General features: G+C 55.1%; 20 protein-coding genes and 1 riboswitch. Of the genes, 9 read left to right on the top strand and 11 right to left on the bottom strand.

Annotated elements, in window-relative coordinates:
- Positions 1-308: 308 nt before the first annotated feature.
- Together murI and btuB are read right to left on the bottom strand one after the other, a co-directional pair.
- Positions 309-1,163 carry a glutamate racemase gene (gene murI / locus KOSB73_RS01980; RefSeq protein ID WP_024360568.1) on the bottom strand — a complete coding sequence of 285 codons (855 nt, stop codon included), beginning with the start codon at positions 1,161-1,163 and terminating at the stop codon, positions 309-311.
- Positions 1,108-2,976: a TonB-dependent vitamin B12 receptor BtuB gene (gene btuB / locus KOSB73_RS01975; RefSeq protein WP_029669986.1), complete on the bottom strand. Its 1,869-nt coding sequence runs from the start codon at positions 2,974-2,976 to the stop codon at positions 1,108-1,110. Before btuB ends, murI begins: the two co-directional genes overlap by 56 nt.
- 65 nt (positions 2,977-3,041) lie before the next feature.
- Positions 3,042-3,223, bottom strand: a riboswitch (cobalamin riboswitch).
- A 117-nt stretch (positions 3,224-3,340) separates the two neighbouring features.
- Between btuB and trmA the strand changes: the two genes are divergently transcribed.
- Positions 3,341-4,441 carry a tRNA (uridine(54)-C5)-methyltransferase TrmA gene (trmA, locus tag KOSB73_RS01970; RefSeq protein WP_082237990.1) on the top strand — a complete coding sequence of 367 codons (1,101 nt, stop codon included), beginning with the start codon at positions 3,341-3,343 and terminating at the stop codon, positions 4,439-4,441.
- A 46-nt stretch (positions 4,442-4,487) separates the two neighbouring features.
- Here trmA and KOSB73_RS01965 read toward each other — a convergent pair whose 3' ends face one another.
- Both KOSB73_RS01965 and fabR read right to left on the bottom strand, forming a co-directional pair.
- Positions 4,488-4,847: a YijD family membrane protein gene (locus KOSB73_RS01965; RefSeq protein ID WP_004127333.1), complete on the bottom strand. Its 360-nt coding sequence runs from the start codon at positions 4,845-4,847 to the stop codon at positions 4,488-4,490.
- Positions 4,848-4,862: 15 nt separating this feature from the next.
- Positions 4,863-5,498, bottom strand: coding sequence for an HTH-type transcriptional repressor FabR (gene fabR, locus KOSB73_RS01960; protein WP_004107582.1), 636 nt, complete (start codon positions 5,496-5,498; stop codon positions 4,863-4,865).
- Between the two features lie 196 nt (positions 5,499-5,694).
- Here fabR and sthA point away from each other — a divergent pair, with 196 nt between their 5' ends.
- Positions 5,695-7,095, top strand: coding sequence for a Si-specific NAD(P)(+) transhydrogenase (gene sthA, locus KOSB73_RS01955; RefSeq protein ID WP_004116922.1), 1,401 nt, complete (start codon positions 5,695-5,697; stop codon positions 7,093-7,095).
- On the opposite strand, the gene oxyR is transcribed toward sthA, so the two are convergent.
- The 4 genes from oxyR to argC all read right to left on the bottom strand — a co-directional run bounded on the left by oxyR (position 7,078) and on the right by argC (position 11,503).
- A complete protein-coding gene (gene oxyR / locus KOSB73_RS01950; RefSeq protein ID WP_004127331.1) occupies positions 7,078-7,995 on the bottom strand; it encodes a DNA-binding transcriptional regulator OxyR in 918 nt (305 codons plus the stop codon). The genes sthA and oxyR overlap by 18 nt on opposite strands.
- 269 nt (positions 7,996-8,264) lie before the next feature.
- A complete protein-coding gene (argH, locus tag KOSB73_RS01940) occupies positions 8,265-9,638 on the bottom strand; it encodes an argininosuccinate lyase (protein WP_004870563.1) in 1,374 nt (457 codons plus the stop codon).
- Positions 9,639-9,715: 77 nt separating this feature from the next.
- The gene (gene argB / locus KOSB73_RS01935; RefSeq protein ID WP_086544362.1) at positions 9,716-10,492 is read right to left on the bottom strand and encodes an acetylglutamate kinase; all 777 of its coding nucleotides are present in this window, start codon (positions 10,490-10,492) and stop codon (positions 9,716-9,718) included.
- 6 nt (positions 10,493-10,498) lie between these two features.
- Entirely contained in the window at positions 10,499-11,503 is a 1,005-nt protein-coding gene (gene argC, locus KOSB73_RS01930; RefSeq protein WP_004870566.1) for an N-acetyl-gamma-glutamyl-phosphate reductase, read from the bottom strand.
- A gap of 184 nt (positions 11,504-11,687) precedes the next feature.
- On the opposite strand from argC, the gene argE reads away from it, so the two are divergent.
- A complete protein-coding gene (argE, locus tag KOSB73_RS01925; RefSeq protein ID WP_004127321.1) occupies positions 11,688-12,839 on the top strand; it encodes an acetylornithine deacetylase in 1,152 nt (383 codons plus the stop codon).
- Positions 12,840-13,093: 254 nt separating this feature from the next.
- The gene (ppc, locus tag KOSB73_RS01920) at positions 13,094-15,745 is read left to right on the top strand and encodes a phosphoenolpyruvate carboxylase (protein WP_098140197.1); all 2,652 of its coding nucleotides are present in this window, start codon (positions 13,094-13,096) and stop codon (positions 15,743-15,745) included.
- A 97-nt stretch (positions 15,746-15,842) separates the two neighbouring features.
- On the opposite strand, the gene zinT is transcribed toward ppc, so the two are convergent.
- On the bottom strand, positions 15,843-16,490 hold the full coding sequence (gene zinT, locus KOSB73_RS01915) for a metal-binding protein ZinT (protein WP_049085918.1): 648 nt from the start codon (positions 16,488-16,490) through the stop codon (positions 15,843-15,845).
- A gap of 151 nt (positions 16,491-16,641) precedes the next feature.
- Here zinT and KOSB73_RS01910 point away from each other — a divergent pair, with 151 nt between their 5' ends.
- The 4 genes from KOSB73_RS01910 to KOSB73_RS01895 all read left to right on the top strand — a co-directional run bounded on the left by KOSB73_RS01910 (position 16,642) and on the right by KOSB73_RS01895 (position 20,421).
- Positions 16,642-17,505: an AraC family transcriptional regulator gene (locus tag KOSB73_RS01910; protein ID WP_004870574.1), complete on the top strand. Its 864-nt coding sequence runs from the start codon at positions 16,642-16,644 to the stop codon at positions 17,503-17,505.
- Positions 17,506-17,710: 205 nt separating this feature from the next.
- Positions 17,711-18,373 carry a fructose-6-phosphate aldolase gene (fsa, locus tag KOSB73_RS01905; RefSeq protein ID WP_004107558.1) on the top strand — a complete coding sequence of 221 codons (663 nt, stop codon included), beginning with the start codon at positions 17,711-17,713 and terminating at the stop codon, positions 18,371-18,373.
- Between the two features lie 56 nt (positions 18,374-18,429).
- Positions 18,430-19,533 carry a bifunctional L-1,2-propanediol dehydrogenase/glycerol dehydrogenase gene (gldA, locus tag KOSB73_RS01900; protein ID WP_024360572.1) on the top strand — a complete coding sequence of 368 codons (1,104 nt, stop codon included), beginning with the start codon at positions 18,430-18,432 and terminating at the stop codon, positions 19,531-19,533.
- 138 nt (positions 19,534-19,671) lie between these two features.
- Positions 19,672-20,421: a DeoR/GlpR family DNA-binding transcription regulator gene (locus KOSB73_RS01895; RefSeq protein ID WP_004870577.1), complete on the top strand. Its 750-nt coding sequence runs from the start codon at positions 19,672-19,674 to the stop codon at positions 20,419-20,421.
- A 132-nt stretch (positions 20,422-20,553) separates the two neighbouring features.
- Here the strand turns inward: KOSB73_RS01895 and metF are convergent, their stop codons facing one another.
- Both metF and KOSB73_RS01885 read right to left on the bottom strand, forming a co-directional pair.
- Complete coding sequence (gene metF / locus KOSB73_RS01890) at positions 20,554-21,441, bottom strand: methylenetetrahydrofolate reductase (protein ID WP_004870579.1); 888 nt, start codon at positions 21,439-21,441, stop codon at positions 20,554-20,556.
- A gap of 166 nt (positions 21,442-21,607) precedes the next feature.
- Entirely contained in the window at positions 21,608-22,513 is a 906-nt protein-coding gene (locus tag KOSB73_RS01885; protein WP_098140196.1) for a LysR family transcriptional regulator, read from the bottom strand.
- Positions 22,514-22,604: 91 nt separating this feature from the next.
- Between KOSB73_RS01885 and KOSB73_RS01880 the strand changes: the two genes are divergently transcribed.
- Positions 22,605-22,976, top strand: coding sequence for a carboxymuconolactone decarboxylase family protein (locus tag KOSB73_RS01880; RefSeq protein ID WP_004870583.1), 372 nt, complete (start codon positions 22,605-22,607; stop codon positions 22,974-22,976).
- Positions 22,977-23,015: the final 39 nt, after the last annotated feature.

Here is a 23,015-nt window from a genome sequence, read left to right as displayed (position 1 = left end):
TTCGGCCGAAGACGTTAAGAATCCATGTCACTTTGAGGGCCCACACAGATTGTCTGATAAATTGTGAAAGAGCAGTGAAACGCGGCTGTCGCGCACCGTTGCGAGGTCCCGTATAATACGTTTTCCTCATTCAGAGTCAAGCGTTTAATTTCGCTTTTCTCTGCCGGTATTCATCGCTGAATCCCGCTGACCCGGCGGCTTGCATGCCGTTGTTCCGTGTCAGTGGAGGCGCATTATAGGGAGTTCTGAGACGTTGACAAGCCCTGTTTTCAAAAAATATTTCAACCGTCTCTTTTTTGTGCAAAACGCTATGAAAGCGGTAATTTTTCCAGCGATTCGAAGCCGTAGCGCCGCAAAACGCTCAAAAGCTGTTCGGTTTCAGGCGTCAGCGCCATACAGTAGGCAATATTGGCATCACTCGATTTTGCGTCAGGCGCTTCGTGCTCTAATAGCCAGGCCGTGCGACGCGCAATCGCCGCCCCGGAGTCGATCATTCTCGTCCCTTCCGGCAGAACCTGCTGCAGCTCTTCCTGTAATAGAGGGAAATGCGTACACCCCAGCACAACCGTATCAGGCGGTTCCTGCATTCGCAGCCAGGGACGCAGGATACGCCGCAGTTCATCCAGCGGGACCGGCTCACCGTGGAGCTTAGCCTCCGCCAGCTCCACCAGCTCTGCCGACCCCAGCATTTCGATTTTGCATTCATTCGCAAAGCGGGAGATCAGTTCGCGCGTATAAGGACGTTTTACCGTTCCGCGCGTTGCCAGCAGGCCAACAACGCCATTCGCCGTTAAGCGTGCCGCGGGTTTTATCGCCGGAACGACGCCGACAACCGGAAAGGCGAATTTATCGCGTAATGCGGGGAGGGAAACGGTACTTGCGGTGTTACAGGCAATAACGGCCAGCGCCAGCGGATAGCGCTGCTGAACTGCGGTAACGATCTCAAGGACGCGTTCAACAATAAACGCTTCGCTCTTCTCGCCGTACGGGAAAGCAACGTTGTCGAAAGCGTAGATATAATGCAGATCCGGCAGAAGCTGCCGAATCTCGTTGTAAACCGACAGCCCACCGACGCCGGAATCAAACACCAGCACGGTGGGACGTGGATCAGAAGGTGTAGCTGCCAGACAAGTAGTATTCTCGTCCTGCAGTTTGGTAGCCATAAGCTGTCTCGTAATCTTTATCGAACAGGTTAGCTATTTTACCACGAACTGTCAGGCGATCGGTGATCGGATACGATGCAGAAACGTCTACCGTGCTGTAGCTCGGCAAAATCCTTTGCGTATTGTTGTACTGGGAGGTGTTGTTATCGTAGCGCTTCCCATAATACTGCCAGGACACATCCATATCGACATCAAACACGGACCAGTCCAGCTGATACTTTGCCTGTCGTTTAGAACGTCGGGCCAGCACTTCACCGTTATCATCGTTACGCGGATCGACATACTGCAGCGTTACGCGATGGCTGAAAATACCGGTGTCGACACTTCCCGTCCACTCCACGCCTTTAATCGTCGCGGCATTAATATTGTCGTACTCCCCTTCATAGGTGACAGGATCGGAGTAATAGGTAATCAGATTAGTAATCTTGTAATGGTACGCGGACAAGCGCCAGTCCACGGGACCAGTGAGCCCTTCCAGCCCCGCTTCCCACTGCTTCGACTCTTCAGGCTTCAGGTTGGGATTCGCGTTGATACCAAATCGGGTCGAACCAAACTGTTGCCCTAACGAAGGCGCAAGGAAGCCGGTACCGTAGCCGAGGGTCAGGCGATAGTTTTCGACAAATTCCCAGCCTGCGGTCGTCTGCCAGGTACCGTGCCAGCCAAACTGCTCATCGTGGTCTTCACGCCCGGAAGCTTCGAGGGTCACATCGCCAAACTGCTGCTGGCCCGTCAGATATAACCCCGTATTATCACGTTTATAGGTATCCGACATCGTCGTGTCTGATGACGTTAACCGCTGCTGCTGCCAGTCCACCCCTGCGCTGACAGAGCCATGACCCACAATAACGTTATTGCCCCACTGCAGGTTACGCTGCGTCATCCTGTCGAGCGTCGTCCCATCATTATAACGCCCATAAATACTGCTGTAGTTATAGTCCTTTACCTTCTGATAGCTGGCGATAAGCTGAGAGGAGTAGATACCGGAATTAAAGTTCAGCCCCGCATCCCAGCTTTGGTTATAGAGCTGGCTTTCATCGGCGCTGTAGGCCGGGCTATACGGCGGGCTTCCAAGATCGTAATCAGAGTTGTTGGTATAGCTGTGTCCGCGGAAGAAACCGTCAAAATTCTCGTTAAATTTATGCTCGAGGCTGCCCCAAAACGTTTTATTACGAAAACCGTCGCGATCGCCGTCGTGCTCCCAGGTTGAACCCGGCTGAACGTTGAAGCCTTTATTACCCTCATAGGAGCCCGCAACCGTCGCCACCGTATCGCCAAAGCGATGGCGCAGGGTGCCGTCATATTGTTGGTAACCTTTAGAACCTACCCCAGCGGTAATTTTGGATTGTTCTTTATCAGAATGCGTAATGACGTTAATCACCCCGCCCATAGCCCCGGATCCATAAATCGCCGAACGCGGGCCACGGATATATTCGACGCGCTGCACCAGTGATAAAGGGATCTGATTCAAATCAGGGTTGTTTGTAATTCCAGGTCGGGCCATGGGAACGCCGTCAACCAGCACCAGTACCTGTTTGGCTTCAGTACCACGGATAAACAGAGAGGAAGATTGCCCCATGCCGCCATTTTGCGCGACGTCCACGCCAGGCAATCGGCGCATCACATCGTTCAAATCTTTCGCCTGCCAGCGCTCGATATCTTCCCGGGTAACCACATCAGTCGGCGCAAGGACCGTATTGACCGGCTGTTGAAAACGGTTTGCTGTGACCACTAACGTATCTGAATTGCTGTCCTGCGCCCAGCCGGAAAATGCCGTGACGGAGAGCGCCGTCATCAGCGAAGCTTTTTTAATCATTTTAAAGCATCCGTAATAAACAAAGGATGCCGCCGGCTCTATCAGTAGCACGCGATGATAGAAACCAAATGCGACGTATTCCGGCAGGTCTTCGGGCTTGGAGTGTTTGATGGATGAGGACTTCCCGCTAAATAACCGCAGTGTCTGCATAATGCGCTCATCCCACTTTTCCTTACCGCTGCGCGTCAGCTCCAGATTTACACTGGATTCCCTATTAACTCATAGGACCGGTAGCACGATGCTATAATCAGAAACATATAGATGTCCAGACTTCTACCGTTATATTTCCTTATATCATCAGGGCTGGACATCCCCGGCGCTTTCCCTACAATCCCCCGCGTACTTATTTTATTCAGGATGCATCATGACCCCCGAACACCTTCCTACCGAACAATATGAAGCGCAGCTGGCAGAAAAAGTCGTCCGTTTGCAGAAAATGATGGCGCCTTTCAGCGCCCCGGTTCCGGAAGTGTTTCGTTCGCCGGTCAGCCACTATCGTATGCGCGCAGAGTTCCGTCTGTGGCACGATGGCGACGATCTGTACCACATTATGTTCGATCAGCAGACCAAATCCCGTATCCGCGTCGATACCTTCCCGGCCGCCAGCGAGTTGATTAATCAGCTGATGGCCGCGGTGATTGAAGGCGTACGCGATAACCCGGTACTGCGTCATAAACTGTTTCAGGTGGATTATCTGACCACCCTGAGTAATCAGGCCGTGATATCACTGCTGTATCATAAGAAGCTTGACGACGAATGGCGTCAGCAGGCTGAGCGCTTCCGCGATGCGCTGCGGGCGCAAAATCTGAATGTGCACCTGATTGGCCGCGCCACAAAGACGAAAATCGAGCTGGATCAGGACTATATCGATGAACGTTTGCCAGTTGGCGGGCGCGAAATGATCTATCGTCAGGTTGAGAATAGCTTCACCCAGCCGAACGCGGCGATGAACGTCCAGATGCTGGAGTGGGCTATCGATGCTACCAAAGACGCAACCGGCGACCTGCTTGAGCTGTACTGCGGTAACGGCAACTTTTCGCTGGCGCTGGCGCGTAATTTCGAACGGGTGCTGGCAACGGAAATCGCCAAACCGTCCGTCGCGGCGGCGCAATACAATATTGCAGCGAACCACATTGATAACGTGCAGATTATCCGGATGTCGGCGGAAGAGTTTACCCAGGCGATGAATGGCGTACGGCAGTTTAATCGTCTACAGGGTATCGACCTGAAGAGCTATCAGTGTGAGACGATTTTTGTCGATCCGCCGCGCAGCGGGCTGGATAGCGAGACGGAGAAAATGGTGCAGGCGTACCCGCGTATTCTGTATATCTCCTGCAATCCTGAGACCCTATGCCAGAACCTGGAAACGCTCAGTGAGACCCACGAGATCGCGCGCCTGGCGCTGTTCGACCAGTTCCCGTATACCCATCATATGGAATGCGGCGTGCTGTTGACGAAGAAGTAAAGTCGGGTGAGAAAACCCGGCAACAACGCTGTTGCCGGGGGAAAGATTATTCCGCGACCGCGTTCTTGCGATTGCGCAACTTGTAGCCAATCCAGAACACCATAATCACCGACAGAACCGCCGGGAAGAAGTTAGAGCCGATGTCCGGATATTCCGCGCGCACGACGGTGCTGTAAACCAGCACGCCGAGAATAAAGCAGGCTGCGGCAAGCCCCGGCAAACCCACGGGCATACTACGATTCTGATAGCGCTGATGCAGGCAGTAAACCGTCAGCACCAACGACAAAATAGGGAAGATGGAAAAAGGGACAATGGAGCTGAATAGCGCGGCGAAGGTACCATTAATGGATAAACCTGCGATCAGCGCCAGCAGCAGCGTACCTCTATCTTGTACTGAGTGTTTCATTGCTCGTCCTTCACGTTATTCGGAATGATTTGATATTTTTTCTTGTTCACGGCGATACCAGTAATACGCGCCTTTCGAGATCATTCTGAGCTGCAGCACCAGGCGTTCTTCCAGCTGTCGACGCTGCTCCGGGCCCACATCGAGAGCCTCGGCGCCAGCGCTAAATACGATGGTGACCATAGCTTCAGCCTGCGCTTCGGTAAAGGCGCGCGGCATATGGTTTTCGATTTCTAAATAGTCGGCAAGTTCCGCGATAAAATGCTGAATTTCACGCGCCACGGCGGCGCGAAACGCCGCAGACGTACCGGATCGTTCCCGCAGCAGCAGGCGGAAGGCGTTCGGATTGTTGCCAATAAATTCCATAAAGGTGGAAACAGAGGTGCGAATGACGCTGCCGCCTTTCGCAATACGCTGGCGCGCCTGGCGCATCAGCTGGCGCAGCATAAGCCCGCTTTCATCCACCATGGTCAGACCAAGCTCATCGACATCACGAAAATGGCGATAGAAGGACGTCGGGGCGATCCCCGCTTCCCGCGCAACTTCGCGCAGGCTTAAGCTGGCAAAACTGCGTTCAGCGCTTAGCTGACTAAATGCCGCTTCCACCAGCGAACGCCGGGTTTTTTCTTTTTGTTGCGCTCTTACGCCCATCACGTTGTCTGAATCCTTCCATAAGCCCTTCCGGCACTATACCAGAGATCAGAACCAATCGGTTTACACTGGATTGTGAATGATTGTTTACGAGCTGTTTCTGCTTTTATGCCGCAAAAAAGCACAACGATAATTGGGTTAAAGCGCGGCGAATGTTATCATCGTGTTTATTTTATGTATAAAACAGGTGAGTAATGCCATGTCACACTCTTGGGATTATGATGCAATTGTGATTGGTTCCGGTCCTGGCGGAGAAGGTGCCGCCATGGGGCTGGTGAAACAGGGAGCACGCGTTGCCGTCATTGAGCGCTACCATAACGTCGGCGGCGGTTGTACCCACTGGGGTACCATCCCGTCAAAAGCCCTCCGCCATGCCGTCAGCCGTATTATCGAGTTTAACCAAAATCCCCTCTACAGCGACCATTCCCGTCTTCTTCGTTCTTCCTTCGCCGACATCCTGAACCATGCAGACAGCGTCATTAACCAGCAAACCCATATGCGTCAGGGTTTCTATGAGCGTAACCACTGCGAAATCCTGCAGGGCAATGCCCATTTTGTTGATGAGCACACTATCGCGCTGGAGTGCCACGACGGTACCGTGGAAACGGTGACGGCGGAAAAGTTCGTGATTGCCTGTGGTTCACGCCCGTACCATCCGGCAGACGTCGACTTCCATCACCCGCGCATTTATGACAGCGACTCGATCCTGAGCCTGCACCACGAACCGCGCCATGTGATCATTTATGGGGCCGGGGTGATCGGCTGCGAATATGCGTCGATCTTCCGCGGAATGGAAGTGAAGGTGGATCTGATCAACACCCGCGATCGCCTGCTGGCGTTTCTCGATCAGGAAATGTCCGACTCCCTCTCCTATCACTTCTGGAACAGCGGCGTGGTCATTCGCCACAATGAAGAGTACGAAAAGATTGAGGGCGTGGATGATGGCGTCATCATGCACCTGAAATCCGGTAAAAAGCTCAAAGCGGACTGCCTGCTGTACGCTAACGGCCGCACCGGGAATACCGACTCTCTGGCGCTGGAAAATATCGGCCTGCAAACCGATAGCCGCGGTCAGCTGAAGGTCAACAGTATGTATCAAACCGCCCTGCCGCATATTTATGCCGTCGGCGATGTGATTGGCTACCCGAGCCTGGCCTCTGCCGCCTACGACCAGGGGCGCATCGCAGCCCAGGCGCTGGTGAAAGGCGAAGCCTCGGCGCATCTGATTGAAGATATCCCTACCGGTATTTACACCATTCCGGAAATCAGCTCCGTTGGCAAAACCGAGCAGCAACTGACGGCCATGAAAGTGCCTTACGAGGTAGGGCGCGCGCAGTTCAAGCATCTGGCGCGAGCGCAGATTGTCGGCATGAGCGTCGGTACGCTGAAGATCCTGTTTCATCGCGAAACGAAAGAGATCCTTGGGATTCATTGCTTTGGCGAGCGCGCGGCCGAAATCATTCACATCGGCCAGGCGATAATGGAGCAGAAAGGCGGTGGTAACACCATTGAGTACTTCGTTAACACCACCTTTAACTACCCGACGATGGCGGAAGCCTATCGGGTAGCCGCGTTAAATGGCTTAAACCGCCTGTTTTAACGCGGTATCGAAATGGCCATCCATCTTCCCGCGGATGGCCTCTGCCAGATGTTCATAGCGGCTACGCAGCGGCGAACCCGGGCGATAAACCAGCCCCACGGTACGTCTCGGTTCCGGCTTGATACAGGGCACATAGACCACGCCATCGCGCTTTCTCTCCTGCGGCACGGCTAAGGCTGGCAGCAACGTGATGCCGCTACCGGCAGCCACCATGTTACGCAACGTTTCGAGGCTGGTCGCCCGGAAATGCGTATCTTCATCGGCGCCCGCTTCAAAGCAAAAACCCATCGCCTGATCGCGCAGGCAGTGGCCGTCTTCCAGCATCAGCAGCTTTTCACCGGCCAGGTCCGACATCGGCACGCACTCGCGGTTCGCCCACGGGTGATCTTCGTAAATAGCCAGCATCATGGGCTCATCAAACAGCGGCACCTCAATAAACGCTTCGCTCTCTTTGACCAGCGCCAGAATCGCGCAGTCGAGCTTACCGCTATCAAGCTGCGCTAAAAGCTGATGGGTTTGTGCTTCATGCAGGTACATTTCCAGCTTGGGAAAGGTCTGATGCAGCATCGGGATAATCAACGGCAGCAGATAAGGGCCAATCGTCGGGATCAGCCCAATATGCAGCGGCCCGGACATGGTCTCTCCCTGCTGGCTTGCCATTTCCTTCAGCACTTTGACTTCGCGTAGCACGGTACGCGCCTGATCCACCAGCAGCAGCCCTGCCTGGGTGAACAGAACCTTACGGCTGGTGCGTTCCAGCAACATCACGCCGAGCTCATCCTCCAGCTTACGGATTTGCCCGCTAAGCGTAGGTTGGCTGACGTGGCAAGAATCCGCCGCACGGCGGAAGTGGCGGTGTTCGGCTAGCGCTACCAGATATTCAAGATCGCGAATATTCATTATTCATCCTCCATCGCCACGATAGTCCATGGCGATAGATAGAATAGCAACGAACGATTATCCCTATCAAGGTTTCTGTTCAATAATAAACCCATAAATGAGGAAAACTGCAGAAAATCATCGCGCTTCCTCAACAGTTTTCTACCCGGATAACTAAAGCCAACGTGAACTTTTGCGGACCTTGTGTCCGCTTTTTTTTGGCATAAAAAAAGCCCGGGCGTTGCCCGAGCTTCATATATTGACCACCTTACAGGCAGCCCGCAGACGACTCAAACCAGGCGCTGTTTAGCGTCGGCAATCGCCTGAGCAACCTGCTGAGGAGAAACGCCGCCTTTAGCCGCACGCTTATCCAGACACGACTGCAGCGACAGGATTGGATAGACATCCTCGGCGATAACGCGGCTAAATTTCTGTAAATCGGCCAGGGGCAGATCTTCCAGCGGCTTGCCCTGGGCAATGGCCTCGACCACCGCTTCACCGACAATATGGTGCGCTTCACGGAACGGCACGCCTTTAGCAACCAGATAATCCGCCAGTTCGGTGGCATTCGCATAACCCTGCTGCGCCGCTTCTTCGCAGCGCGGGCGTTTTACCTGAATACCGTCGAGCACCAGCGCCGCCATATGCAGGCAGTCGAGCCAGGTATCAAGCGCGTCAAACAGCCCTTCTTTATCTTCCTGCATATCTTTATTGTAGGCCAGCGGCAGCCCCTTGAGGGTCATCATCATGCCGGTCAGCGCGCCTTGCACGCGGCCGCATTTACCGCGGATCAGCTCCAGCGCATCCGGGTTTTTCTTCTGCGGCATCAGGGATGAGCCAGAAGTCACGCGGTCAGAAAGCTCAACAAAGCCCGCTTCGCCGGTATTGAAGAAGATCAGATCTTCGGCAAAACGCGACAGGTGGACCATACCGATTGAGGCATCGGACAGCAGTTCCAGTACGTGATCGCGATCGGACACGCTGTCCAGGCTATTGCGGGTCGCCGATGCGAAGCCCAGCCAGCCGGCAAGCTGTTCACGATCGATTTCATAGGCGGTACCCGCCAGCGCTCCGCAGCCCAGCGGGCTGACGTCCAGACGTTTAAGCGCATCCTGCAGACGGCTTTCATCACGCGCCAGCATTTCGACATAGGCCAGACACCAGTGGGCGAACGTCACCGGCTGCGCGCGCTGCAGGTGAGTATAGCCCGGCATGACGGCGTCCTGGTTATTCTCCGCCGTCTCGACCAGCGCGCTTTGTAGCTGACGATTCGCCGACAGCAGTTCCACAACGGTATCTTTGCACCACAGCTTCAGGTCGGTCGCCACCTGGTCATTACGGCTACGCCCGGTGTGCAGCTTTTTGCCCAGCTGGCCGACTTTGTCGATCAGCTTACCTTCCACCCAGCTATGAATATCTTCCGCATCGCTTTCGAGGATCTGCTGCGGGTTAGCCCGCACGTCTTCCAGCAGAATGTTCAGCGCCTCTTCCAGCTGCTGTTGTTCATCAGCAGTCAAAACACCCACCGTCACCAGCGCTTTGGACCAGGCGACAGAGCCAACGATATCCTGCTCCGCCAGGCGATAGTCAAAGCGCAAAGAGTCGTTGAACTGTTTGAACCGCTGATCCGCTGCCTGAGTAAAACGCCCACCCCAAAGTGCCATAACATGCTTCCTTAATATCTTTGAATTTTATTGCCCGGCGGCGCTGCGCTTACCGGGCCGACAAAATGATAAATTGATTATGCCAGAATACGCGTGCCGATCGGCGTGCCGTTAAACAGCGCCGGAAGCTGCTCCGCGTGGCGCCAGGAGGCGATATCGACCGGGCGGCCTAATGTCCGCGCCGCGTCCAGGGCCGCATTCACTTTGACGATCATGCCGTCGGTGATAATGCCCTGCTCGATCAGCTGTTCAGCCTTCTCGGCGGTCATTTCCGCAATGCGCTGCCCTTTGCCATCAAGAATGCCGCTCACGTCAGACAGCAGAATCAGGTCTGCGCCGAGCGTTGCCGCCAGCGCGGTCGCCGCCTGGTCGGCGTTGACGTTCATCAACTCGCCTTCATCGGTGACGCCGATGGAGCTAACGACCGGCATATAACCGCCCGCCAGCAGCGTGTTAATCAGCGCCGGAGAACCCGGCTGAGCGAATCCGACATGACCGAGCTCTTCATCAAGCTGCGTCACTTTGACGCTATCGCCGTCGCCGAGGAATAGCCCAACGGCAGCCAGGCCGTGCTTCTTCGCCCACGCCAGCAGCGTTTTATTGGCAGTTCCCGCCAGCGCGCCGGTAATAATGTCGATCTGATCCGCCGGCGTGACCCGCAGACCGTTTTTCTTATTTACCGGCAGGTTGAGCTGCTTCATGAGCTCATCCACCACGCAGCCGCCGCCGTGCACAATAATCAGCGGGCGCTGATGGGATTCGCGGTAGTTCACCAGCGCCGTAAACAGGCGCTCCAGCGCTTCTTCGCTATCCAGCAGGACGCCGCCGAGTTTGATAATTAAAGGATTCATCATCACACCTTAAATAAGAGACTGCGTCTCAGCGAAGCCGAAACGAATATTAGCGCACTGCACGGCCTGCGCGGCCGCGCCTTTCAGCAGGTTATCTTCCGCCGCCACCACGATGATGTGTTCATCCTGGACCGCAAAACCGATATCACAGAATGGCAGACCCACGACATTTTTCAATGCAGGGACACCTTTATCGTATAAACGTACCAGCGGTTTATCCGCATAGGCCTGCTGGAACACCGCCGCGACCTGCTCTTTGCTCACGCCGGGCTTCAGACGGCAGGTAATGGTCTCCAGAATCCCACGCTTAAAATTGCCCAGATGCGGGGTAAAAATCACATCCGCGCCCAGGTGGGTTGAAATTTCCGGGTGATGACGGTGGTTGAAAACGCCGTAAGGTTGCAGGCTGACTTCGCAGAAGCTATTGCCGATAGAGGCTTTACGCCCGGCGCCGCTGACCCCGCTGGTCGCGTTGATTACCGGCCACTGGTTAAGATCCAGCAGCCCCGCGTCGATCAGCGGTTTTAACGACAGCTGAGCCGCCGTCGGGTAGCAGCCCGGTACGGCGATCAGATTGGCTTCTTTTAGCTTTTCGACGCTCCACTCGGCCAGGCCGTAAACCGCCTGCTCCAGCAGTTCAGGATGCTGATGAGTGAAACCGTAATATTTTTCATAGAAGGCGCCGTCATTCACGCGAAACGCCCCGGAGAGATCGAACACGACGCAGCCAGCGGCGAGGAACTGCGGCGCCAGGTCATGGCTGACCTCGTGCGCGGTAGCCAGAAAAACGACATCGACTCCGGCGCTAAACTCGCTGATATCGGACATCGGCTGCAGCGGCAGATCGACAATGCCTTTCAGCTGCGGATGCAAATCGGAAACTAATTTTCCCGCATCATTGCTTTGCGCGGAGACCGTCAATGCGGTTATGGTCATATGAGGATGGCGATTTACATAGGCCACTAGCTCTGCGCCGGCATAACCGCTGGCGCCCACAATCAGCGTGTTCAACATTGGGGCTCTTCACCTTCTTGCTTACGTATATTTGCCCTGGAAGACCGTTGCCTTCCCCACCCTGCTGAGCCGTAAGAGCATCATCCTTACATTCGATGGGTTTTCTTACGCTCAACGATAATGTATTTTTATTCACAAATAATGCATGAATATTGATACTATCACGACCCGAGGTGTGTCAACAATGAAAAACAAATTACCGCCCTTTATCGAGATTTACCGCGCGCTGATCGCCACACCCTCCATCAGCGCAACCGAAGAGGCGTTGGATCAAAGCAATGAGTCTTTAATCAATTTACTGGCTGGCTGGTTCCGCGATATCGGCTTTAATGTTGAAGTTCAGCCAGTCCCGGACACGCGCAATAAATTCAACCTGCTGGCCAGCAGCGGCCATGGCGCTGGCGGCCTGCTGCTTGCCGGGCACACCGATACCGTCCCGTTTGATGATGGCCGCTGGACCCGCGACCCTTTTACCCTGACCGAGCACGACAATAAGCTGTATGGTCTCGGCACCGCGGATATGAAAGGCTTCTTCGCTTTTATTCTTGACGCCCTGCGCGACGTTGACGTCACTCAGTTGAAAAAGCCGCTCTATATTCTGGCGACGGCCGATGAAGAGACCAGCATGGCCGGCGCCCGCTACTTCGCCGAGACGACCCAGCTGCGACCGGATTGCGCCATTATCGGCGAGCCCACATCGCTGCAGCCGATACGCGCGCACAAAGGCCACATGTCCAACGCGGTTCGCATTCAGGGGCAGTCGGGCCACTCCAGCGACCCGGCACGCGGCGTCAACGCGATTGAATTGATGCACGACGCCATTGGCCGCATCATGCAGCTGCGCGACGACTTAAAAGAGCGTTATCACTATGCCGCCTTTACCGTTCCCTGGCCGACGCTGAATCTCGGCGCCATCCACGGCGGCGATGCCTCCAACCGCATTTGCGCCTGCTGCGAACTGCATATGGATATTCGTCCGCTGCCTGGAATGACGCTCAACGATCTCAACGGGCTGCTGAACGAGGCGCTGGCGCCGGTGAGCGAGCGCTGGCCTGGCCGCCTGACCGTTTCTGAACTGCATCCGCCGATCCCCGGTTACGAATGTCCGCCGGACCATAAACTGGTTGAGGTCGTAGAAAAACTCCTCGGCGCGCAAACCGACGTGGTGAACTACTGTACCGAAGCGCCGTTTATTCAGACCCTCTGCCCGACGCTGGTATTAGGCCCGGGCTCTATCAACCAGGCCCACCAGCCGGATGAGTACCTGGAAACGCGCTTTATTAAGCCGACCCGCGAGCTCATCACTCAGGTGGTCCACCATTTTTGCTGGCATTAAATACGCATCCTCTCGGGCGATTTCATCGACGCGAGAGGGTGACAATTATCACATTTTCATAAGCAACACTTATCAAGCGACCTCCGAGTTAAATTTCGCAAATTGCCGCCATTTATTCGTTTGCTGAAGCGATTTCGCAACAATTGACGTGGGGGTTTTTACGTGGCTTTATAAAAGACGGTTGCTTATCCACTGCTCAAATTATCGAGCGCCGGATATAACAAAATAAAATGAGATGGGGTGTCTGGGGTAACATGAACGAACAATATTCCGCTTTGCGTAGTAATGTCAGTATGCTCGGTAAGGTGCTGGGCGACACCATCAAGGATGCGCTAGGAGAAAACATTCTTGATCGTGTCGAAACTATCCGTAAGTTGTCCAAATCTTCTCGCGCTGGCAATGAAGCCAACCGCCAGGAACTGCTCACCACGTTGCAAAACTTGTCCAACGACGAGCTGCTGCCGGTGGCGCGCGCCTTTAGCCAGTTTCTGAACCTGGCGAATACCGCTGAGCAATACCACAGCATTTCGCCAAAAGGCGAAGCGGCCAGTAATCCTGAAGTGATTGCCCGCACCCTGAGAAAGCTTAAAGAGCAACCCGACCTCAACGAAAACATTATTAAGCAAGCCGTTGAATCCCTGTCGCTGGAACTGGTGCTGACCGCGCACCCGACCGAAATCACGCGTCGTACGCTGATCCATAAGATGGGTGAAATCAACAGCTGCCTGAAGCAGCTCGATAACAACGACATTGCGGACTATGAACGTCATCAGGTCATGCGCCGTCTGCGCCAGCTGATTGCCCAGTCGTGGCACACCGATGAAATCCGCAAACATCGCCCGACCCCGGTGGATGAAGCGAAATGGGGCTTCGCGGTTGTTGAAAATAGCCTGTGGGAAGGCGTGCCAAACTACCTGCGCGAGCTGAATGAACAGCTGGAAGACAACCTGAACTATCGGCTGCCGGTCGACTTTGTTCCGGTTCGCTTTACTTCCTGGATGGGCGGCGACCGCGACGGCAACCCGAACGTGACCGCCGACATTACCCGCCACGTCCTGCTGCTCAGCCGCTGGAAAGCAACCGATCTGTTCCTGAAAGACGTCCAGGTGCTGATTTCCGAGCTATCGATGGTCGAGTGTACCGATGAGCTGCGCGATCTGGCTGGCGCGGAAGGCGCGCAGGAACCCTATCGTTACCTGATGAAAAAGCTGCGCACGCAGCTGATGGAGACGCAGGCCTGGCTGGAAGCGCGCCTGAAAGGGCAGAAACTGCCGAAACCAGCGGGTCTTATCACGCAAAACGAGCAGCTGTGGGAACCGCTTTACGCCTGTTACCAGTCGCTACAAGCCTGCGGTATGGGCATTATCGCCAATGGCGAGCTGCTCGACACCCTGCGCCGCGTAAAAGCCTTTGGCGTACCGCTGGTGCGTATCGATATCCGTCAGGAAAGTACCCGCCACACCGAAGCGCTGGGCGAAATGACCCGCTATCTCGGCATCGGCGACTATGAAAGCTGGTCAGAAGCCGATAAACAGGCCTTCCTGATCCGCGAACTGAACTCCAAACGCCCTCTGCTGCCGCGCCAGTGGGAGCCAAGCGAAGAAACTCGCGAAGTGCTTGAGACGTGCAAAGTGATCGCCGAAGCGCCGCGCGGCTCGATTGCGGCCTACGTGATTTCGATGGCCAAAACGCCGTCTGACGTCCTGGCTGTGCATCTGCTGCTGAAAGAGGCCGGTATCGGCTTCGCGCTGCCGGTCGCCCCGCTGTTCGAAACCCTGGACGACCTGAATAACGCCGACGACGTGATGACCCAGTTGCTGAATATCGACTGGTATCGCGGCTTTATCCAGGGCAAACAGATGGTCATGATTGGCTACTCCGACTCGGCGAAAGATGCGGGGGTTATGGCCGCTTCCTGGGCGCAGTATCAGGCGCAGGACGCCTTAATTAAGACCTGTGAAAAAGCCGGTATTGAGCTGACCCTGTTCCACGGTCGCGGCGGTTCTATCGGTCGCGGCGGCGCGCCGGCGCACGCGGCCCTGCTCTCTCAGCCTCCGGGAAGCCTGAAAGGCGGCCTGCGCGTCACCGAACAGGGCGAGATGATCCGCTTTAAATACGGCCTGCCGGAAGTCACCATCAGCAGCCTGTCGCTCTATACCAGCGCGATTCTGGAAGCCAACCTGCTGCCGCCGCCGGAGCCCAAAGCGCAATGGCGCGACATCATGGCCGAGCTGTCAGACGTCTCCTGCGAGATGTACCGCGGCTACGTGCGTGAAAATAAAGATTTTGTTCCTTATTTCCGTTCCGCAACGCCGGAGCAGGAGCTGGGTAAACTGCCGCTGGGCTCGCGTCCGGCCAAACGTCGCCCGACCGGCGGCGTCGAGTCGCTACGCGCCATTCCGTGGATCTTCGCGTGGACGCAGAACCGCCTGATGCTGCCAGCCTGGCTGGGCGCCGGCGCCGCGTTGCAAAAAGTCGTCGAAGGCGGCAAGCAGAGCGAGCTGGAAAGCATGTGCCGCGACTGGCCGTTCTTCTCGACCCGCCTCGGCATGCTGGAGATGGTCTACTCAAAAGCCGACCTGTGGCTGGCGGAATATTACGATCAGCGTCTGGTGAAACCAGAACTGTGGAAGCTCGGCGAAGAGCTGCGCAAACTGCTGTCCGCCGATATTAACGTGGTGCTGGCCATCGCCAACGACTCCCACCTGATGGCGGACCTGCCGTGGATCGCGGAGTCTATTCAGTTGCGTAATATCTATACCGACCCGCTGAACGTGCTCCAGGCCGAGCTGCTGCACCGTTCGCGTCTGGCAGAAGAGAAAGGCGAAAAACCGGATCCGCGCGTTGAACAAGCGCTGATGGTCACCATCGCCGGCGTCGCGGCAGGTATGCGTAATACCGGCTAGTTCGCCTTAAGAAACCTGTAGCCCGGCTAAGCGTAGCGCGAGCCGGGTTAAAAACCGTAGCTCCGGTAAGCATCGCGTTTACCGGAGCTATTTTTTATTAGTGGTGCAGCATTTCGTCGACAATCTGCTCTTTATGCAGCGCATAAGGATAGTAGGTTGGCCAGTTATCCATCTCTTTCAGCAGCGCTTCCTGGGACTCATTGCCCATAAAGATGTGGAAATGCTGGGACTTGCGTGGCGCGATGGTGTGATCGCTAAACTGAACAAACTTCGGCGCTTTTGAATCCGCCTGCTGGCATTCGAACAGGTAGCGCACGCCTTTTTTACCGGATGCGTAGGTCAGAATTTTGTAACCGGAATAGCTGTACTTACAGGCGTTGACGGTTTTCCCGACGTGAAACTCCATGACGTTATCCTCGATACCAATCTGGTCGACATCGGTAGCGTAGCCCTTCTTATAATATTCCCGATATTCCGCCACGCTTTTACCGGCCTTTTTGGCCTTCTGCTCCAGAACCGGATCTAAATCCCCGTTCAGCAGATAGGGGTTAACCGACTGCCAGATCCCCTCCCAGTCGCTCAGCGCCCTGTCCTTTACGTCCTGGTCAGCAAAAATGCCTTCACTCGCCTTTTGTTCCGCTTCGGTCAGCGCCGGGCCATGACTATGGTGACCGTGGGCAAAAGCCTGGCTGCTCGCCATTACCATGCCAATGCCAAACGCTAGGGCGGAAATCTTTTTGGTCATCACTCTCTCCTGAGTTTATGTTTGCAATAATATGTTACGATATAACATATCAACCAAGTCTTACAATACACTTCGCAGAAAAACCGCGCGGCTTTTCCCCCTGCCAGTTTGTTAGGTATGATGAAAAAAGATCGCATTACGCGGAGAGAGAATGGATAGCGACATTAATCAGGTCATTGATTCTTTTGTTAAAGGCCCGGCGGTCGTGGGAAAGATTCGCTTTTCCACCGAGACCAGGCCGGCTTCTGAGAATGCGCTATGCGTCGATTTTCCGCGCCTCGAAATCATGCTTGCGGGTCAGCTTCACGATCCGGCGATTAAAGCCGATCGCGCCCAGCTCATGCCGCACGATGTGCTGTATATTCCCGCTGGCGGATGGAATGACCCGCAATGGCTGGCGCCCTCCACTCTGCTCACTATCTTATTTGGTAAACAGCAGCTGGAATTCGTCCTGCGCCACTGGGACGGCAGCGCGCTTAACGTGCTGGATAAACAGCAGGTTCCGCGCCGCGGTCCCCGGGTCGGCTCTTTTCTGCTGCAGGCGCTGAATGAAATGCAGATGCAGCCGCGGGAGCAGCACACGGCCCGCTTTATTGTCACCAGCCTGCTCAGCCACTGTGCCGATCTGCTGGGCAGCCAGGTACAAACCTCATCGCGCAGCCAGGCGCTTTTTGAAGCGATTCGTAAGCATATTGACGCCCACTTTGCCGACCCGTTAACCCGGGAGTCGGTGGCGCAGGCGTTTTATCTCTCGCCAAACTATCTATCCCACCTGTTCCAGAAATGCGGGCCAATGGGCTTTAACGAGTATCTGAATCACATCCGCCTGGAGCAGGCCAGAATGCTGTTAAAAGGCCACGATATGAAAGTGAAAGATATCGCCCACGCCTGCGGTTTCGCCGACAGCAACTACTTCTGCCGCCTGTTTCGCAAAAACACCGAACGCTCGCCGTCGGAGTATCGCCGTCAATATCACAGCCAGCTGACGGAAAAAACAGCCCCGGCAAAAAACTAGACTTTTGTGTGTTAAACCTGACTTTTGTGCGCGCTTTTATTCCGGCCTTAATCCGGATGACGGGATAAACGTGATCTAAATCATCCTTACTCATAATGCGTACATTTATCCAGTTTTTGGCAAATTTGTCATCTGGCGACCCGTCGAGTGAAAGCCGTATTCTTACCTCAACGACACTACCGAATTAAGCACTGAGGAAAGCATCATGGAACTCTATCTGGACACCGCAAACGTAGCAGAAGTTGAACGCCTGGCACGTATCTATCCGCTGGCTGGAGTCACCACCAACCCCAGCATTATCGCTGCCGGTAAAACGCCGGTTTGGGATGTTCTGCCGCGCCTGCAAAAAGCCGTCGGCCCGGAAGGTATTTTGTTCGCCCAGACCATGAGCCGCGACGCGCAGGGCATGGTGGAAGAAGCCAAACGCCTGAGCAACGCCGTCCCCGGTATTGTAGTAAAAATTCCGGTGACTGCTGAAGGCCTTGCCGCTATCAAGTTGTTGAAAAAAGAAGGCATCCCTACGCTTGGCACAGCGGTCTACAGCGCCTCTCAGGGTCTGCTGGCCGCGCTCGCTGGGGCAAAATATGTTGCGCCTTACGTGAACCGCGTCGACGCCCAGGGCGGTGACGGCATCCGTATGGTCCAGGAACTGCAATCCCTGCTGGAACTGCATGCGCCGGAAAGCAAAGTGCTGGCCGCCAGCTTTAAGACGCCTCGTCAGGCTCTGGACTGCCTGTTAGCCGGTTGCGAAGCTATTACCCTTCCGTTAGACGTAGCGCAACAAATGCTCGGTACCCCTGCGGTAGAGTCAGCCATTGAGAAGTTTGAGCAGGACTGGAATAACGCCTTTGGAACTCTGAACCTGTAACCCGATCGGCGAGCCGCCCAGGGGGGTGGCATCACGGTCATCCAGGAGGAATAGAAATGGATCGCATTATTCAATCACCCGGTAAGTATATTCAGGGCGCGGACGCAATGACTCGCCTTGGCGGCTACCTCAAACCGCTGGCTGAACGCTGGCTCATCGTTGGCGATAAATTTGTCCTCGGTTTTGCCGAAGAAAAACTGCGTAAAAGCCTGGCGGATGCTGGGCTGGTCGGCGAAATCGCTCCATTTGGCGGTGAATGCTCACACAATGAAATCAATCGCTTGCGTGGTATCGCCGATTCTGCCCAATGCACAGCCGTGCTCGGTATCGGCGGCGGCAAGACGCTGGATACCGCAAAAGCATTAGCACATTTTATGAATCTTCCGGTGGTTATTGCGCCGACGATTGCCTCTACCGATGCGCCGTGCAGCGCACTCTCGGTCATCTATTCCGATGATGGCGAGTTTGATAGCTATCTGATGCTGCCGCGCAACCCGAACATGGTGATTGTTGACACGCAAATCGTTGCTGGGGCCCCGGCACGCCTGCTGGCAGCCGGTATCGGCGATGCGCTGGCGACCTGGTTTGAAGCGCGTGCCTGCTCCCGCAGCGGCGCGACCACCATGGCGGGCGGTAAATGCACCCAGGCGGCGCTGGCGCTGGCTGAACTGTGCTACAACACGCTGATTGAAGAGGGTGAAAAAGCGATGCTGGCGGCAGAGCAGCACGTTGTGACGCCGGCGCTGGAACGGGTGATTGAAGCCAACACCTACCTGAGCGGCGTTGGGTTTGAAAGCGGCGGCCTGGCGGCTGCGCACGCTATCCACAACGGCCTGACCGCGATTCCGGATGCCCATCATTACTACCATGGTGAAAAAGTCGCCTTCGGCACGCTCACGCAGCTGGTTCTGGAAAACGCGCCGGTGGAAGAGATTGAAACGGTGGCAGCGCTGTGCCATAGCGTCGGGCTGCCGATCACCCTGGCGCAGCTGGATATTAAAGCCGATATCCCGGGCAAAATGCGTACCGTGGCGGAAGCCGCCTGCGCGGAAGGTGAAACCATCCACAATATGCCCGGCGGCGCGACGCCGGATCAGGTCTATGCGGCGCTTCTGGTGGCCGACCAGTACGGCCAGCGCTTCCTGCAAGAGTGGGAATAACCCCTCCAGACACGTCCGTCTTTTGACGGACGTGTTCTTTTATGTTCCTTTCACGCCCCATTGCCAGCCAAAACGATGTGTTTTATAGTGCGATTTTCCTTTGGGTGAATCGTAGATATGCAGTCATCAGATCGAAGAATGAGCATTTACGCCATTCTGCAACTGGACAAAAAAGTCGTCGTTAATGAACTCGCCGACAAGTTCGGCGTCACCAAAATGACCATCCGTCGCGACCTCTCTTTCTTTGAAAAACAAGGCATTGTAAAAACAACCTACGGCGGAGCCTATTTAACCAGCGGCGCCAGCGTCGAGCCCAGCTTTCAGCTAAAATCGATACAAATGGTCGATGATAAGCACCTGATTGGCCAGAAAGCCGCCGGGCAGGTTGAGGACGGCGACACGATCATTATCGACTGTGGCACCACGCCACTGGCGCTCGCCCAGTTTATTTTCGATAAAAAAATCATGGTGATAACCAACTCCGTTCCGGTAGTTAATCTACTGAAAGGAAGAAAAAATATAAAATTGATCGTGGCGCCTGGCGAATATGAAGATGACAGCCAGGGGATGATCTCTTTCAGCACCGCCGACTTCTTTCGTCATATCCACGCCGACAAGGTTTTCCTCAGTACTCAAGGCGTCAACGAACTCGGTGAGTTAACGGTACCAAAAATGACCGACGCCCACGTCAAGCAAGCGCTGATGCGCGCCGGGCGGCAAAAAATCCTGCTGGCGGACAGAAGTAAATTTGGTCAAACGTTCCTTGCGGGCCATGGTCGTCTGGCCGACTTTGACCTCGTTATCAGCCAGACCGGCCTGCCCCCTGATACCCTTTCTCTGATGAAGACGCAAAACGTACCGCTGCTGCTGGCTGATAGACACCTCTGATTGCTCAGGCGCCTGGTTTTATCGATCGTACAAGTGTTTCAGCAGGATGCTTTTAAGGAATAACCAGAACACGCGGCGCCGAATAATATGCTTCGACGCCGCAAAGAAAAGAGAGAATAGAAGGAAGCCTGCTTACGCCGGGCGCACGCCCAGCGTGTGGCAAATCGCGTAGCTCATTTCCGCGCGGTTCAGGGTATAGAAGTGGAAATCCTTCACCCCTTCGCGGCTTAGAATCTTCACCATATCCATGGCGATATTCGCCCCTACCAACTGGCGGGTTTCGGCGTCATTATCCAGACCTTCAAACATTTTCGCCATCCACGTCGGGATACGCACGTTGGTCATATCGGCGAATTTTTTCGCCTGCTTAAAATTAGAGACCGGCAAAATACCTGGAATAATTTCGACGTCGATACCTGCGGAGACGCAGCGGTCGCGGAAACGCAGGTAGCTTTCCACATCAAAGAAAAACTGGGTAATCGCGCGATTGGCGCCAGCGTCGACCTTGCGCTTCAGATTAAGCAGGTCAGCCTGCGCGCTTTTAGCTTCAGGATGGACTTCCGGATAAGCCGCGACGGAAATATCAAAGTCCCCAACCTCTTTCAGCAGCGTGACCAGGTCGACCGCATACATATCCGGCTTACCGCTCCCCGGCGGCAGGTCGCCACGCAGCGCAACGATATGGCGAATCCCGCTATCCCAGTAATCTTTGGCAATGGTACGCAGCTCATCACGGCTGGCATCGATACAGGTCAGATGCGGTGCGGCTTCCAGACCAGTACGATCTTTAATGCCTTTGATAATGCTATGGGTGCGATCACGTTCACCGGAGTTGGCGCCGTAGGTCACGGAGACAAACTTCGGCTTCAGGCTGCTCAGGCGATCGATGGATTTCCAGAGGGTTTGCTCCATTTCACTGGTGCGCGGCGGAAAGAATTCAAAAGAGACGTTAATCTGGCCCTGTACTTCCGCCAGGCTCTGATTCAGGGCTTCCCGCTGATTGGCGTGAAAAAAGCTCATACCTTACCTCATCAATCGCATTTTATTGTTTGTTGTGTCGCGAACTTCTATACGTTTAGACGTCCAGATGTAAAAATGACGGAAAAGAGCACCGGCGTCAATAGAAAAATCAGCGTAAACAGTGAGGAATATTCAGACAAGATGAAATTAATTCAAGTCGCATTCGCTAAAGTAATGATTTTTCAAGGACTGCTATCACCCTTTCCCGTAACCCCTCATTTGCGGGCATTGTGACCACGCCCAGCCTAAGCGGAAGCTGCTGGCTGGCATCACGCAGAGAACAAAAAACCACCCCCTGACGCTGGATAGCGGAAAATGATGCCGGCAGGAGGATCATGCCTTCTCCGCGCGCAATGCGCGCCAGCAGAACATCATGCTCGGCGGGCTCCTCCACGTAAGCGGGCGAATAGCCTGCCCGATCAAAAATACGTCGCGTATAGTCAAAAAAATCGGGATTACGCTCGCGTCTAAACCAGAACAGCGGCCGATGATTGAGCGCGCTTAACGCCAGGTCCGCCGTGGCGGCCTCCGGCCAGGATGCGGGTAACGCAGCGATGAGCGGCTCCTGGTAAGACAAAGGATGCAGGTGAAGCCCCTCGGTATTCAGCGGCAGCGCCACCAGCGCCGCATCCAGCTTGCCCTTTCGCACCAGCCGGGTCAGCGCCGGTGATGACTGACGAGTGATATGCAAAGCGCCGGTCTGTTCCCCCAGAGCGGATTCCGCGGCGGCGAAAACGCCCTGTTCAAAGGCCGTCGTCAGCCCCAGTCGCAGAAGCTGCTGCGCAGGCGCCGAGAGCTGGCTCAGCGCCGCCAGGGTGTGCTCCTGAAGCGCCAGCAGCGGCCGAATGATGTCCAGCACCCGTCTTCCCTCATCGGTAAGGATCAGGCCTTTGGTATGGCGTAAAAAGAGCGTCACTCCCAGCAGCGTTTCCAGATGACGAATGTGACGGCTCAGCGGCGGCTGCGAGATAAAGAGCCGCTCTGCGGCCCGGCTGATGTTATTTTCCTCCGCCACCACGGCAAAGTAACGCAGCAGGCGAATATCGAGGGTATGTAAGCGTGAATTTGTCATGCTTAAAAGGTATCACGAAAAGGGTATTACTCAAGTCCGCTAAACTTCCCTAACCTTCCTCGTAACGCATAATCACACCGAGGAATAGGCTATGAGCAGCGAACGTTATACTACCGGACAAGAAATGCTACAGCGCGTGGACGGCAAAGGCGGCGATGCCGTCGTCAACAGCCTGAAAGATATCGCCCCCGATTTCGCCCGCTATCTGATTGAGTTCCCCTTCGGCGATATTTACGCCAGGCCGGGACTCGATTTACGCAGTCGTGAAATAGCCACCATCGCCGCGCTCACGGCGCTCGGCAACGCCGCGCCGCAGCTAAAAGTGCATATTGCCGCCGGGTTAAATGTCGGGCTGACGCAGGAAGAGATTACGGAAGTTATCATGCAGATGGCGGTCTATGCCGGATTCCCGGCGGCTCTGAACGGTCTGTTTGCCGCCAAAGACGTTTTCGCGGCGCACTAGAGCGAAAAGACCAGGCGTCGCCTGGTCTTGTATTTATGG

Origin of the sequence: Klebsiella grimontii, assembly GCF_900200035.1 — a bacterium.
GTDB lineage: Bacteria > Pseudomonadota > Gammaproteobacteria > Enterobacterales > Enterobacteriaceae > Klebsiella > Klebsiella grimontii.
This window is presented reverse-complemented; position numbering and strand designations above follow the sequence as displayed.

Excerpts from the sequence above, each read along its gene's own strand:
- murI (WP_024360568.1), bottom strand. The coding sequence starts at position 1,163 with ATGGCTACCAAACTGCAGGACGAGAATACTACTTGTCTGGCAGCTACA.
- btuB (WP_029669986.1), bottom strand. The coding sequence starts at position 2,976 with ATGATTAAAAAAGCTTCGCTGATGACGGCGCTCTCCGTCACGGCATTT.
- trmA (WP_082237990.1), top strand. The coding sequence starts at position 3,341 with ATGACCCCCGAACACCTTCCTACCGAACAATATGAAGCGCAGCTGGCA.
- KOSB73_RS01965 (WP_004127333.1), bottom strand. The coding sequence starts at position 4,847 with ATGAAACACTCAGTACAAGATAGAGGTACGCTGCTGCTGGCGCTGATC.
- sthA (WP_004116922.1), top strand. The coding sequence starts at position 5,695 with ATGTCACACTCTTGGGATTATGATGCAATTGTGATTGGTTCCGGTCCT.
- oxyR (WP_004127331.1), bottom strand. The coding sequence starts at position 7,995 with ATGAATATTCGCGATCTTGAATATCTGGTAGCGCTAGCCGAACACCGC.
- argH (WP_004870563.1), bottom strand. The coding sequence starts at position 9,638 with ATGGCACTTTGGGGTGGGCGTTTTACTCAGGCAGCGGATCAGCGGTTC.
- argB (WP_086544362.1), bottom strand. The coding sequence starts at position 10,492 with ATGATGAATCCTTTAATTATCAAACTCGGCGGCGTCCTGCTGGATAGC.
- argC (WP_004870566.1), bottom strand. The coding sequence starts at position 11,503 with ATGTTGAACACGCTGATTGTGGGCGCCAGCGGTTATGCCGGCGCAGAG.
- argE (WP_004127321.1), top strand. The coding sequence starts at position 11,688 with ATGAAAAACAAATTACCGCCCTTTATCGAGATTTACCGCGCGCTGATC.
- ppc (WP_098140197.1), top strand. The coding sequence starts at position 13,094 with ATGAACGAACAATATTCCGCTTTGCGTAGTAATGTCAGTATGCTCGGT.
- zinT (WP_049085918.1), bottom strand. The coding sequence starts at position 16,490 with ATGACCAAAAAGATTTCCGCCCTAGCGTTTGGCATTGGCATGGTAATG.
- KOSB73_RS01910 (WP_004870574.1), top strand. The coding sequence starts at position 16,642 with ATGGATAGCGACATTAATCAGGTCATTGATTCTTTTGTTAAAGGCCCG.
- fsa (WP_004107558.1), top strand. The coding sequence starts at position 17,711 with ATGGAACTCTATCTGGACACCGCAAACGTAGCAGAAGTTGAACGCCTG.
- gldA (WP_024360572.1), top strand. The coding sequence starts at position 18,430 with ATGGATCGCATTATTCAATCACCCGGTAAGTATATTCAGGGCGCGGAC.
- KOSB73_RS01895 (WP_004870577.1), top strand. The coding sequence starts at position 19,672 with ATGAGCATTTACGCCATTCTGCAACTGGACAAAAAAGTCGTCGTTAAT.
- metF (WP_004870579.1), bottom strand. The coding sequence starts at position 21,441 with ATGAGCTTTTTTCACGCCAATCAGCGGGAAGCCCTGAATCAGAGCCTG.
- KOSB73_RS01885 (WP_098140196.1), bottom strand. The coding sequence starts at position 22,513 with ATGACAAATTCACGCTTACATACCCTCGATATTCGCCTGCTGCGTTAC.
- KOSB73_RS01880 (WP_004870583.1), top strand. The coding sequence starts at position 22,605 with ATGAGCAGCGAACGTTATACTACCGGACAAGAAATGCTACAGCGCGTG.